10 protein-coding genes are annotated in these 13,653 nt (G+C 48.5%); 4 read left to right on the top strand and 6 right to left on the bottom strand.

What is annotated here, in order from left to right; translation table 11 throughout:
• Positions 1–559: 559 nt before the first annotated feature.
• The 5 genes from B5M13_RS13815 to B5M13_RS13795 all read right to left on the bottom strand — a co-directional run bounded on the left by B5M13_RS13815 (position 560) and on the right by B5M13_RS13795 (position 6,168).
• Positions 560–1,453: a sugar phosphate isomerase/epimerase family protein gene (locus B5M13_RS13815; RefSeq protein ID WP_080056235.1), complete on the bottom strand. Its 894-nt coding sequence runs from the start codon at positions 1,451–1,453 to the stop codon at positions 560–562.
• A 143-nt stretch (positions 1,454–1,596) separates the two neighbouring features.
• A complete protein-coding gene (locus B5M13_RS13810) occupies positions 1,597–2,319 on the bottom strand; it encodes a DUF72 domain-containing protein (RefSeq protein ID WP_080056234.1) in 723 nt (240 codons plus the stop codon).
• Positions 2,320–2,377: 58 nt separating this feature from the next.
• The gene (locus B5M13_RS13805; RefSeq protein WP_080056233.1) at positions 2,378–3,700 is read right to left on the bottom strand and encodes a PQQ-dependent sugar dehydrogenase; all 1,323 of its coding nucleotides are present in this window, start codon (positions 3,698–3,700) and stop codon (positions 2,378–2,380) included.
• A gap of 179 nt (positions 3,701–3,879) precedes the next feature.
• On the bottom strand, positions 3,880–5,592 hold the full coding sequence (locus tag B5M13_RS13800) for a GMC oxidoreductase (protein ID WP_080056232.1): 1,713 nt from the start codon (positions 5,590–5,592) through the stop codon (positions 3,880–3,882).
• 78 nt (positions 5,593–5,670) lie between these two features.
• A complete protein-coding gene (locus B5M13_RS13795; RefSeq protein WP_080056231.1) occupies positions 5,671–6,168 on the bottom strand; it encodes a gluconate 2-dehydrogenase subunit 3 family protein in 498 nt (165 codons plus the stop codon).
• A gap of 302 nt (positions 6,169–6,470) precedes the next feature.
• Between B5M13_RS13795 and B5M13_RS13790 the strand changes: the two genes are divergently transcribed.
• The 4 genes from B5M13_RS13790 (at position 6,471) to B5M13_RS13775 (ending at position 11,043) form a co-directional block, all read left to right on the top strand.
• Positions 6,471–7,940, top strand: a complete 1,470-nt coding sequence (locus B5M13_RS13790) for a S41 family peptidase (RefSeq protein ID WP_080056230.1) — start codon at positions 6,471–6,473, stop codon at positions 7,938–7,940.
• Between the two features lie 345 nt (positions 7,941–8,285).
• Complete coding sequence (locus B5M13_RS13785) at positions 8,286–9,359, top strand: Kelch repeat-containing protein (RefSeq protein ID WP_080056229.1); 1,074 nt, start codon at positions 8,286–8,288, stop codon at positions 9,357–9,359.
• Positions 9,359–9,724, top strand: coding sequence for a DUF4907 domain-containing protein (locus B5M13_RS13780; protein ID WP_080056228.1), 366 nt, complete (start codon positions 9,359–9,361; stop codon positions 9,722–9,724). Before B5M13_RS13785 ends, B5M13_RS13780 begins: the two co-directional genes overlap by 1 nt.
• Positions 9,725–9,735: 11 nt before the next feature.
• Entirely contained in the window at positions 9,736–11,043 is a 1,308-nt protein-coding gene (locus B5M13_RS13775; RefSeq protein WP_080056227.1) for a DUF4270 family protein, read from the top strand.
• Between the two features lie 72 nt (positions 11,044–11,115).
• Here the strand turns inward: B5M13_RS13775 and B5M13_RS13770 are convergent, their stop codons facing one another.
• Positions 11,116–13,596: a glycoside hydrolase family 95 protein gene (locus B5M13_RS13770; protein WP_394334309.1), complete on the bottom strand. Its 2,481-nt coding sequence runs from the start codon at positions 13,594–13,596 to the stop codon at positions 11,116–11,118.
• Positions 13,597–13,653 lie beyond the last annotated feature (57 nt).

Below are 13,653 nucleotides of genomic sequence, written 5' to 3'. Positions count from 1 at the left end.
AGTACCTGGTTGCAAATGACTTACAGCCAGAAAACCAAAATGAGGCCGATTGACCAAAGAAGCAGGGAATATGTGTTCTTTAAAAATAGGCAATAAGAATAATGAGAAAAGAAACCGTAATTTGTTGAATGAGACTGAGAACGTAATGGGAGTAAATGCCGAACAGGCTAAAAGAAGGGCGTCTAAACTGTAAGTAGAAGCTATACGGATACTTACAAAAACAACCAGAAAAGTAGCGAGTGAGGAAGATTCACTTTCTACGTGAATCCATGTTCTAATAGTAACTGGCTAATGGATCGGTTTGTTCATAACCTGCCCAATATATATATCATCTGCACTATATATAAAAAGTCGGTAAAAACGAGGATAGGGAACCGCGTTTTCACCGACTATGTACGAAAAAACTACAGACCGCATATGTTGCGTACCTGGCTAAACTTACAATCAGGCTCTTCGTCCGTCCAGAAGCGAACGTTGGTCAAGATGCATTTTAAAGAGCCTGCGTAACTCGTTTTTGAGCCAATCGACGATCTATTTGATGCTCTGTCTGCCCTCTCCCCTACATCGTTTTCAGCTTGTCGATATTTCGGTAGCTGATGGCGATGGATTCGAGTGGAGGAAGTTTGCAGACATCCTGCTCAACGAAGTAGTGCGTCATACCCGCCGTTTTCTTCTCGTCGAAAATGCGCTGGAAATTGATGGAACCTGTACCGACCGGAGCAAACGCCCGTTCGGCCGTTTTCTCCATATCTTTCACGTGCCAGAGTGGGAACCGGCCGGGATGCTTTTTGAACAATGCAACCGGGTCCTGGTTGGCAAATGTAGCCCAGTACAAATCCAGTTCGAGTTTGACCAGCTTTGGATCGGTGCCACTTAGGAGTACGTCGTAGGGCAGCTTCCCATCCATCTCTTTAAACTCGAAATCATGGTTGTGGTAGCAGAACTGCATTCCAGCGGCTTTAACCACTTCCGCCGACTTATTGAACAGATCGGCAAATTGCTTGTAATCGTCTAGTTTTGTTCGTTCGTTGGGGAACAGGTACGCACAAACCATGTATTGCTGACCCAGAGCAGCCGCATCGTCAACAGCCCGTTTCCAGTCGTTGGTGAGCGTACCCTTCACGTTGGGCATCGTTTTGCCGGTTGTATAATGCCCACTAGGCACGGCCAGGCCGAGATTTTTCAGAATAGCCGAAAACTCCTTCGGGGTTTTACCGAAGAATTTCCCATCAGCATACCCAAACAGTTCAACCTCTTTATAACCAATTTCAGCCACTTTTTTAAGTGTGCCCTCCGGGTCTTTTGCCATCAAATCACGCAAGGTGTACAACTGCAAACCGACTTTCTTGGGCGTCATCGCCAAAGCATCCAGATTGGGCAGAAGAGCTGCCGAGGTTGCCAACGCACCAAGTTTAATAAATTGCCTACGGGTAATGTTCGACGAATGATTCATAATGATGGAGTCGGTTAATGAGAACAGTGGCAGGCTACTTACCTACTCACATAGTGGCTAAAGAAGCAGAAAGTCGCTGTTTACTGTTCTGATTGGCCCTTATTGAAGAAGGGCGACCGTCAACCTGCGTTTAACCTCGCCTACTAAACGAATCGGCGGAGCGTTTCCGCATTCCTTACGGCATTTCCCCCCCCATCATTGTTGAAATAGACAAAAACCTCTTTGCCCATCCTATCCCATTCATGCAGTCGGTCGGCCCACCAGTGGAGATCATCATCGGAGTAGGAGCCACCGTATAAGTACTGTGTATCGGGGCCGTGCATACGTATGTATACAAAAGGCGCGGTGGCCCGCAGAATACAGGGCAGATGTGCCCCACTCATGATGCAATAGGCGGTCTGGTGTTGCTCCAGTAATTGAAAAATGGACTCCTGTTGCCAGCTCGTATGTCGAAACTCCACTGCCACCCGCATCCAATGCGGAATTTGTTCCAGAAAATAAGCCAGTCGATCATAATCACAAGCCTGATTAGGCGGAAGCTGAACCAGCAACACAGCCCGCTTTTCACCCAGTTCATGCCAGCAGGCTTTAATTCGATCCAGCCAGACTTCGGGTGCGTACAATCGTTTGGCATGAGTAAGGCCCCGTGGCGCCTTCACCGTGAGCAGGAAGCCGTCGGGCAAACGCTGCCGCCAACCGGCAAAGGTGGTCTGTTTTGGCCAGCGGTAGAAACTACTATTCAGCTCGACCGTCTGAAATCGTTGCGTATAATACGCCAGTCTGCGATAAACAGGAGTTCCGGGCGGGTATAAAACACCCTGCCAATGCTCATAACTCCAGCCTGAAGTGCCAATATGAAGGCCCATAAAAAACGGGTAAGGATTTTAAAACCTTACCCGTTTGAACGCCCAGCGTGCCAAACTGTTACTTTTTTTTCGAAGCAATCGGTTTGCGGGCCGATGACGGAGCCTGATAGCTGATTTTAAACAAGGTTCCATGCAGGTCGTCTGTCACATAAAGTGATCCATCGGGGCCCTGCGCCAGTCCACAAGGGCGATGCTGAACGGGGCCGGTCGGTTTCTCAAGATCGATGCCCGCAAAATTATCAGCAAAGATTTCCCAGGGGCCCGATGGCTTACCATTTTTAAACGGTACAAAACCAATCATGTATCCTTTATGGATCGGCTGCGACTGACTATGAAAGGCAATAAAGGCCCCATTCCGATAACGCTCCGGGAAAGCTGTGCCGGTATAAAACAGAAGTCCGTTCGGGCCGAGGTGGGCCGGAAACGCCATAACCGGGTTGATTGCTTTTTCTCCACCCGTTTTCTTACCATCACCACCATATTCAGGAGCCAGAATTTTCTTCTTCTGCACTGGATCATAATAAATATACGGCCAGCCCGCATCATCGCCCTGGTGGAGTTCATACATGGTTTCGGCAGGCAGTTCTGCACTCATTTGGGGCGTGTAATACTGCGGATAAAAATCGTCGAATTTCCCCCGACCATGCTGCATCACAAACAGCGTGTTGGTTTTGGTGTTCCAGTCCAGTCCTACTACATTTTTCAATCCGGTCGCATACCGGATTCCATCGCCATAGGTTTGATTCGATGCATCGGCTTTGAACCGCCAGATGCCAGCCGCCGAATCCAGAATGGAACAGGGCGTCATGCCTTTGCCGGTACCCGCTTCCCGGCACGCATCATTGTACGAAGCAACGTTGACATACACGTAATTCTGGTTATCGACAACGATGGATTTCGACTGATCCCGATCTCTCAGGACTAATCCCGAAACCAGCTTTTCGGGCTGATCGGGGCTGATGACTTCTTCGTTAGCGTCCAGCTTGTACCGAAAAATGCTATTGTTCGACGAACTATAGAGATAGCCATTTTTAAGATAGATTCCTGTGCCTGGGTAATCGCCAAACCCAATCTGTTCATCAATCAGTCCGTCTTTGTTGGTATCCCGAAGCCGATAAATCCCTTTCCCGTCTTTTAGTTTCGACAGTTTTACATAAATGTCTCCTCTTTTTGTAATCGCAATGTGCCGAGCTGGCCCCAGGTCTTCGGCCACAATGGTTCCTGTAAAACCTGACGGTAATTTTAAGGCAGGCGGAGCATCACGTTTCTTTTCGTTCGTCGAGCCCGGTTTGGAAGGTTTACTGGGGGTAGGTGTACCGTTACCATCTGTAGCCAGCATAATCGCCAGCAGACATACAATGCCCAAAAAAGGTTTATTCATGGTTTTTGAAAAATAATAGGCAGACCAGATTGAATTGTTGAAGCCACGTTATTAAAAGCGACTTCTCGTCTGGAAATACTGAAATCATCCTTCGGCTATTACCCACAAAAAAGCCGCATCAGTGTTCAACACACTGGTACGGCTTTTACAAAAACTGTACGTTCAACGAATAATCAGGCTTAGACCAGCCCTTTTTTCAATCCCTTAACGGCGTAGTCGGCAGCGCGGGCTGTCAGGGCCATATAGGTTAGCGATGGATTTTGAGTCGACGTCGAGGTCATACAGGCGCCATCGGTCACAAACACATTTTTACAGTGGTGAACCTGATTCCATTTGTTGAGAATCGAACTCTTCGGGTCTTTTCCCATGCGGGCACCACCCATCTCGTGAATGTCGAGACCGGGGTTGCGATGATCATCCCGGACGCGGATGTTTTTGAAACCGGCTTCGGTAAACATTTCCGTCAGTTGCTCCTGATAATCCTTCACCATCTTGTCGTCGTTGTCGTCGTAGACAATGGCTATTTTCAGTTGCGGAATGCCATACGGATCTTTCAGCGTTGGGTCGAGCGCTACGTAGTTGGTTTCTTTAGGAATGGTTTCGCCCATCATATGCGAACCAACATACCAACCACCCAATTTCGGATTGAGGAGGCTCTCTTTCAGGTCGGCCCCTACTCCACTCTGATCCGTGCGCGAACTACGGCCAGCCGAGAAACCAGCCGCATACCCCCGCAGAAAGTTCGTTTCCTGCTTTTCAACATTGCGGAAACGGGGAATGTATGGCCCATTCGGACGGCGGCCATCGGTAGTCGAATCCAGGTCACCATCGTACTCAGCCGAAATTCCAGCCCGGTAATTATGAAACGCGACGTATTTACCTAATACGCCACTATCGTTACCAAGCCCATTCGGGAAGCGATGTGAAGTTGAGTTCAGCAGAATCAGATTGGAGTTTAAAGCAGCCGCATTCAGGAAAATGATGCGGGCATAAAACTCATGCATCTGTTTCGTTTGCGTATCCACCACCCGAACGCCCGTTGCCCGTCCCTTCGCTTCATCGTAAATAATCGAATGCACAGTCGAGTGCGGCCGCAACGTCATTTTACCCGTTTTGGCTGCCCAGGGAATCGTACTGGCATTGCTACTGAAATAGCCCCCGAATGGGCAACCCCGCTCGCAAATGGTTCGATGCTGGCATTGCGCCCGGCCCTGCTGGAAATGAATGGGCTGCGGCTGGGTAATGTGAGCGGCCCGGCCCATAATCACATGCCGATCCTTATACCGGGTCGCTATCTTTTTCTGAAAATGCTTTTCAACGCAGTTCCACTCATGGGGAGGCAAAAATTCACCATCGGGCAAGGTGGCTAAGCCGTCCTTATTGCCGGTAATACCCGCAAATCTTTCGACGTAACTGTACCAGGGAGCAATGTCGGCATACCGGATCGGCCAATCGACTGCGAATCCATCGCGGGCAGGCCCCTGAAAATCGAAGTCGCTCCAGCGTTGAGTCTGGCGGGCCCATAGCAGCGATTTACCACCGACCTGATAGCCCCGAATCCAGTCGAAGGGTTTTTCCTGAACGTAAGGGTGCTCGGCATCTTTCACAAAAAACTGCTCGGTACCTTCGTAAAAGGCGTAACATTTACTGACAATGGGATTCGCTTCCCGAATATCCCGTTTGAGCTGATTCCGGTGCTCAAACTCCCAGGGCTGCATATTCGTCGTTGGGTAATCGGTTACATGTCGAACATCGCGGCCCCGTTCGAGTACCAGCGTACGCAATCCTTTTCCGGTAAGTTCTTTAGCCGCCCAGCCCCCGCTGATTCCTGAACCAATAACGATGGCATCGTAGGTATTCTGAGCCTGGGCGTCAATATTAAAATAAGACATAGTTTATAGGAGTGAGGAGTGAGGAGCGAGAAGCTTGTACGCAGTTTTTCTTGATGCACCAAACCTCCTCGCTCCTGATTACTTTTTAGAAACAGGAACACAACCGTAATAGTGGCCGGGAATAAATTGGTAATGGGTCAGATTCGTCATCACATACTCCGACGTCATATAACCCCGGATGGTTAGTCCTTTGACGAGTCCGTAGAAATCTTTCTGGGCCGAATCGGCTGATTTAGACAGCTGGGTCATCAGGCCAGTACGTTGTGCCACATCGCCCTGGCTGAACGGCTTTCCAAACGATTTCTGTGCCCAACTATCCAGTGATTCAAGCCCGTTTTTGAACCGGTCCTGGGCCGATTTGTCGTAACAGTCAGCTACCATCTTCTGAACAAACTGATGAACATTCAAGGCTTTAGCTCCCGGCGTGTCCGTCGCTGGAATAATGGTTTCGACCATTTCGGCCAGCAATTCGGTCTGCTCGGCAGAGATAAACGGTTGTACTGAACGGACCGATTCAGCCGTCCATCCATTGGCCCAGGCGGGCAGGCTAATCAGCCCTCCAACGGCACCCGCCATTGTTTTTAATGCATTACGTCTTTCCACAGGTTTGCTTACACTACTGGTTGAGTTGGTACTATCTATTCTTGTAAAGATACAACGTAAATGCAATTACTGTATGCGGGTGGTATGTAACGCGGGTGGAAACGCGGAATTCAGCTTGATGGTGTGGGTTTCCAACCACATTACAATGACTCTATTAAACGTTGATTAAATCCAATGCAAACGAACGAGTGCTGCAACATTCTTTGTTGTTATAACGTAAGCATTAGTAGATAAGCCTTTTCGCTTATTCGACTTAATCTATAGAACAACAAAATATGAATTACGTACATAGCGTAACAAAACATCTACTCGCCAACCGCACGTCTTTGTTTCGGTGGTTATTTGTAGCCGGATTTATTGTATCGGTATCTGCCTGTCAGCAAAAATCAGAGGATGTTACTCCGCAAACCTCGGCTTCGACCAGTGAGAACACGACCATCAACGACTGGATTTTACAAAATATGCAGGAAGTGTATTACTGGAATGATAAGATTCCGGCTAACCCTGATAAAACGCTTTCGCCCGACCTGTTTTTCGATTCGCTTCTGAATAAATACGATGCCACGACCAACCCAACCGGAGACCGCTTTTCGTGGATTGAGGAGGATGCCAACACCCTAACGGCTGAACTTAGTGGACAAACAACCACAACGGGTATGGAGTATAATTTATACTTACGGTCGTCGGGTTCTTCTAATGTTATTGCTCAGGTATTGTATGTGCTACCCGGCTCGCCAGCCGCGCTGGCCGGAATCAAACGGGGCGATATTATCTCGAAAGTAAATGGACAGTCGATCACGACCTCCAACTATTCGGATCTGCTGTTTTCAGGAACCAACTTTTCGTTTGGTTTTGCGTCGGTCAGCGGTTCAGCGCTGGTCGATACCGACAAAACCGTCAGCGTAACGGCTACGACGTTCCAGGAAAACCCTGTCTTTCTGGATTCGGTTTATACGGTTGGCAACAAAAAAGTTGGCTATCTGGTCTATAACCAATTCGTCCCAGGAGCCAATGGCAGTGATGCGGGTGAATATGATAGTCAGGTCGATGCCATCTTTAGCAAATTTAAGACGCAGGGCGTCAACGAACTCGTCCTTGATTTACGCTACAATCCAGGCGGCTACACATCTTCATCGGCCAACCTGGCTAGTCTGATTGGCAAAGGCGTTAGCTCCAGCAAGTTGTATTTCCGCGAAGAATGGAATAGCTCGATTACACCTGAACTGCAAAAACAATACGGCTCCAGCTTTTTCATCCAAAACTTCCTCGACAAATCGCAGAACATCGGCGCCAATCTGTCGCGGGTATTCGTGTTAACTACTGAGCACACAGCCTCGGCCAGCGAGCTAATTATCAACGGTTTGCGTCCTTACATGACTGTAACGACGATTGGCACGACGACATACGGAAAAAATGTCGGCTCCATTACAATCACCGACGACAGTGGCAAAATCAAGTGGGGGATGCAGCCAATTGTGTTCAAATCGTACAACAGTGCCGGTACATCGGACTACTCAACGGGTTTTACACCGAATATAGAAGTAGAAGAACCAATCAATCTGCTGCCCTTAGGCGATACCAACGAAGCCATGCTCAAAGCCGCTTTGAGTCAGATTTCGGGCAGTACAGCCAATGCCCGTCAGGCAGTCAGTGAACAGAATTCGTTGTTACAAGTGGGTTCATCCATTCAGCGTAAAGCTGGTGGAAAATCAATGATTCGCCCCATTAAAAATCTGAATTTGTAGGAAACTAATGCCGTTCGCAGTGAAACCACGCGCTTCAGGTTAACATTTTTTAACAGGCGCTATTCCCAACGGCCCTGACATGAAGCGGGTCTTTATGTCAGGGCCGTTGGGCTTTTTTAATCTATTGTTAACCTATCTCTGTATAATTAAGAATTTTTATGAAAGAGACTCATTGGTTAGTAAACCCCGTTTACTGTAATTTTGCAGGAATTAGTTGATACGCTTTGCTACCTGAATCGGCCAGTCAATTCGTTTGTTCAGGACAATCAGGCTGTCGATACCGTCGTTTTTAACGCAAATAGGTGTACCTTTACGTTTTCGTTCGTTTGATCACGCTCGTTTTTCATGATTCATTTACCATTTCGATTTCTTTCGGCTCAAAGCTCCCAGTCGGAATCTGTATCATCTGAGACTCCTTTCTCTACCAACAAGAAGACCTCACGTGTCAACTGGATATTAGGCTTGCTCTGTGCAGGTTGGGCAGGAACACTCATTAGCTGTTCCACATCGGATACCGTATCAACGCTGGGCGACTGGACGGTAAAATCCGAATTAGAAGGTGTGGCTCGCTACGGAGCCGCCAGTTTCGTATCCGGCAATATTGCTTACATGGGCACAGGTGCTGATGCCAGTAACAACCGCCTGAAAGACTTCTGGGCGTATGATCCTTCGCGAAATGCCTGGACCCAAAAGGCAGACTTTGGCGGGGCAGCCCGTAACATAGGTGTCGGCTTTGCTGTTGGTACCAAAGGCTACATCGGCACCGGTATCAACGCGAACGGCGATCGTCTAAAAGATTTCTGGGAATACAATACAGCTACCAACACCTGGAAGCAGGTAACTGATTTCGGCGGTACCGCCCGTCAGGGTGCTATTGCGTTTGCTATTGGAACAAAAGGGTATGTTGGCACTGGTTTCGACGGCAACTACCTGAAAGACATCTGGTCGTACGATCCAACGGCCAATGCCTGGACGAAAGTAGCCAGTTATGGGGGTTCTAAGCGAATTGGGGCTATTGCCTTTGTCATCAACAACAAGGCATATGTGGGTACAGGCAACAACAATGCTATTGTCCAGAAAGACTGGTATGAATATGATCCAGCACAGGATCTGTGGACACAAAAGGCTGATTTCACCACAGATCAGTCAACTATTGCCCGTAGCAATGGTATCGGGTTTTCCATCAATGGTTTAGGCTATATTGTTACCGGCGATGGCACAACGTCCACGAAAGATGTTTGGGAATACAATCCCTCTGCCGATACCTGGACAACCAGAGGTGTGTTTGAAGGGGCTACGCGTTCGTATGGTGTGGGCTTTGCCATTGGTAATAAGGGGTATGTCACAACAGGTCGTAATGGCACCTCTCCCCTTGATGATCTGTGGGATTTTGATCCAACTGTCGCTCAGGTACAATAATGCCAGTTGCCCCTACCCCTACGCAACCTAAACGGTCACGAGCACGTCTTATCCAGCAGGGATTGTTGTTGATACTGGTTGGTCTGGCCTGTTTGACAGTCTATCAATGGTATACACAGCGTGAATCGGAACTTCGGGTTGAAGTGACCAAAACACCGGGAGGCTGGGGCTACGATATCCTGAAGAATAATAAATTGGTTATTCATCAGCCTACCATTCCAGGTCAACCTGGTATGGTAGGCTTTACCAGCCAGGAACAGGCCCAGCGGGTTGGTGAACGGGTGGTTGAAAAAATTAAGCAGACGAAGGCCTTGCCGACGCTGACTAACGAAGAATTACGCCAGTTAGGCGTAAAAATTCCCTGAATTCTTTACATATGCGTACTTTCTGGTACGCCGGTTTGCTCTTGCTGACCGGTATGGTGCTATTTGCTTGTCAGTCGGGCGATCTCCTTGTCGGACAGTCAATCATCAATCCTAAGGAATTGGTGATCCAGTCGGTCGATACGGTGACGGTTCAGACGTCTACGGTTATGCGGCCCGACTCCTTCGTTACCTCTGGCGATGTCAATCTGCTGGTGGGTCGCTGGTCCGATTCGCAGACTGGTACAATGACTGCCCGGTGTTTCGCAGCCGTTAACTATGCGTCCAACAACTTTTCAACGCAAACGAATCTGCGGCTCGACTCAATGGTGGTAGAACTTAACTATGCTTTTGTTCATGGCGATAGTACCTCGTTGTTTGATCTGAGCGTACATAAGCTGAGCAAGGAACTGCTGATTCAAGCCTACTATAACACCAGTACAGTTGGGTATGACCCAAAGCCGTATTTACGGAGAAGCGTTCAGCCGCAGCCGCAAAGCCGGACGAAACAAATCCAGCTTCGTATACCCGACGATCTGGCGCAGGCTTTCTTTGACAAATTAAGTTCGGGTCAGATTACCGATGCAACAACTCTTTCGGAATTCATGCCGGGTTTTGCATTCAACTGTAATTCTACTGCCAATACGTTTGTCGGGTTTACAGCGGCTACGAGTGGGTTACGGCTCTATTATCACACTACCGATCTGGACCGTGTATCTTCCAACCTGCTGTTTCCGTTCTCGTCCATTTATTTCTCTCAGTTAATAAATGACCGGACGGGTACCCCATTAAGCGCGTTAAAAAGTCGGGCCGATATACTCAGCAGCCGATTGACCAATAATACGAGCTTCGTAGTGCCAGGCGCTCAACTGTACACCCGCATTGAGTTTCCTTACCTCAACGACTTTATTCGTCCAGAGCAATATGCCGATCTGAATAAAGCGATCCTGGTTCTTAAACCCGTTCGGAAAAACCTGAACGATAATGCGCCCCCACCAACGCAACTGGCTCTGTATTTCACAAACAATCAGAATGACATTTTGTCGACGGCTGTTCCAGCTGGTATTGCAGGCACAACATCACCATTGACGACGTATAGCTACGACCCAACGGCGATAATTCTGGAAGATGCCTACAAGTTTGACCTTACCTACTACATTGGTCAGGTTATCAAACAAAAAGCCCGAATTCAGCCGCTTTTGCTGGGTGCGCCTACCAGTTCCTATACGCTTAAAGAATGGGTGCAACGGGTAACTCTCGGTAACCAGCAAAATACCAACGATAAGCTCCAGTTGCAGTTATTTATGACGTCAGGCTCTTAATCCTGCTGACTCTATCAACCAAAAGCCCCTGCTAAACTGGTTTAGCAGGGGCTTTTGGTTGATAGTCAAAATTTATTGTCCAAGCACCTCATACACTTTGCCTTTCAGCGTTGGAAATGAAGTCAGATACCCAATCGACGCTGCTTTCGACTGTGCTTTGATCCCTTTTACAGTGACAGGCCGGGCCGTTCGAATGGTACACAGTTCGCCATTAACCGATTTGATGGTTGCTGCCGTTAACCGATGCGCCTTCCAGCGAATACCAACCTCAAACCCACCCCGTGCTTTTAAGCCCGAAACCGTCCCTTCTTTCCAGGTATCGGGCAAGGCAGCCAACAGGTGAATATCGGATAAATGACTTTGGATCAGCATTTCGGCCATACCGGCAGTGCCACCAAAATTCCCATCGATTTGGAAAGGGGGGTGTGCATCGAAAAAGTTGGGATAGGTACCGCCCCCTTCTCGTCCACCATATCGTGTATCTGTCTGGCTCGAATAATTGAGCAATTGTCGGAGTAGTAGGTACGCATGATTGCCATCGAGCAGTCTGGCCCAGAAGTTTATTTTCCAGGCACGGCTCCAGCCCGTTCCGGCATCGCCCCGAATTTCCAGCGTTTTTTTGGCAGCAGCCGCAAACTCTGGAGTAGTGGTAGGAGCTATCTGCCGGCCTGGATGCAGCCCAAACAGGTGCGACACGTGCCGGTGCTGTGGGTCTAGATCTTCCCAGTCTTTGTTCCACTCCTGCAAATTTCCCTTATGACCGATGTGCAATGGGTAGAATTTCTTCCGCTTGTCGATCAGCAACTGGCGGAACTCGGGTTCGATATTGAGAGCAGTACAAGCATCAATCAGGTTCGTAAACAGATCCCACATGATCGACATATCCATTGTGGTTGCGACCGAAATGGGTGACGGCTTTCCTTTGGCATCGATAAAATCATTCTCTGGCGATACGGAGGGTGACACCACCAGGTATCCATCTTTATCCTCAATCAACCAGTCGAGATAAAATAGAGCCGCTCCTTTCATAAGTGGGTATGCCGTTTCTTTCAGGAAGGTTTTGTCACCTGTAAATCGGTAATGCTCCCACAAATGCTGACACAACCAGCCTGCTCCCTGATTCCAGTTGGCCCATTTCGGATCACCCTGCCCTTTATCGCCGACCGGATTCGAGATGGCCCAGATATCCGTATTATGGTGAGCGACCCACCCATGCATATTGTAAAACTCTTTGGCAGTTGCAGCTCCATTTTTAGCCAGTTCGCCAATAAAGCGTAACAACGGCCCATGCATCTCCGACAGGTTGGTCACTTCAACAGGCCAGTAGTTCATCTGGGTATTGATGTTGATGGTGTAGTTTGAACTCCAAGGCGCTCTTAACTCTTTATTCCAGATCCCCTGAAGATTGGCAGGCACGCCCGGTACGCGTGAAGACGAAATGAGCAGGTAACGACCGTACTGACAGTATAACGTCTCTAAACCTGGGTCATAAGCTCCACCGCTGTAACCCTCCAGGCGCTTATCGGAAGGCAAGGCTGCATTAGCATTGGTTATTGTGGTATCGGCCAGTTGAAAGGTAAAACGGTTAAAATAGCCCTGATAATCGGCTATATGGCGATTTAACAGTGTTAGATAGGTTTTTCCAGCCGCTTTTCGGATAATCTCTTCCGCCAGTTTTGCTTCATCTTTCCCATCTTTATCAGGGCATTTGTCGAAGCCATTGAAACTGGTCGTAGCCGCTACCAGTAGCACAACTTCCGTAGCATTTCGGATATGGATTCCTGCTGTGTCCGACTGCATAGCCCCCCCCTGAAGCATAGGTTTAATTCGTAGCTGAAAACGCATCCCTTTACAACCATCCGTATCTTCATATACTACCGGCTGACGATCTTTCGGATTGTAATAGTTAGGTTCAACCTGGGCCGGCGCTTTCCCACGCATCACCCATTCGCCCGCTGGGTAAGCTTTATTCTGCGTACGCAACTGACTACGGGTCGATAGGTCGAAGCTCAGTTGACCAGGTTTACTGGCCGTTAATCGGATCACCAGGACCTGATCGGGAGCTGATGCCAACAGCTCCCGCTTGTATTCGATGCCGTTCACCGTAAAGCGAGTAGTTGCCACAGCTTTCTGAATATCCAGATCCCGGTAGTAGGCCGACGGCGTTGCCCCATTCAGATTCTGCTTTAACAATAGATCGCCTAAGGGCAAGTAAGACTGGGTGTATAGCCCCTGCATATGTTTGACGAGTTCGACAGCTCGATTGTATTCCTCTTTTTCCAATGCCTGACGCACCTGTGGCAGATAGGTGGGTGATTCGGGATTAACCGGCCCGCTTACCGGACCACCCGACCATAACGTACTTTCATTGAGTTGAATAAGTTCGTTATCGGGCTTTCCAAAAATCATAGCGCCTACCCGGCCATTGCCTATGGGCAGGGCTTCGGTCCAGACCTCGGCGGGCTGATTATACCAAAGTTTCAGATTAGATTGCGCCAACAGCGATGTTGTACAGAAAAAAAGGAGCAGATTCAGATAGGTTTGTTTCATCATTGCCATAAAATAATCAGGCTATAAAAAGCAGCAACTGGTGTTTTTATCACGGATTGG

The sequence above is a fragment of the Spirosoma aerolatum genome, from assembly GCF_002056795.1.
Lineage (GTDB): Bacteria > Bacteroidota > Bacteroidia > Cytophagales > Spirosomataceae > Spirosoma > Spirosoma aerolatum.
The sequence above is the reverse complement of the archived record's forward strand: the minus strand, read 5'-3'. Positions and strand labels throughout refer to the sequence as shown.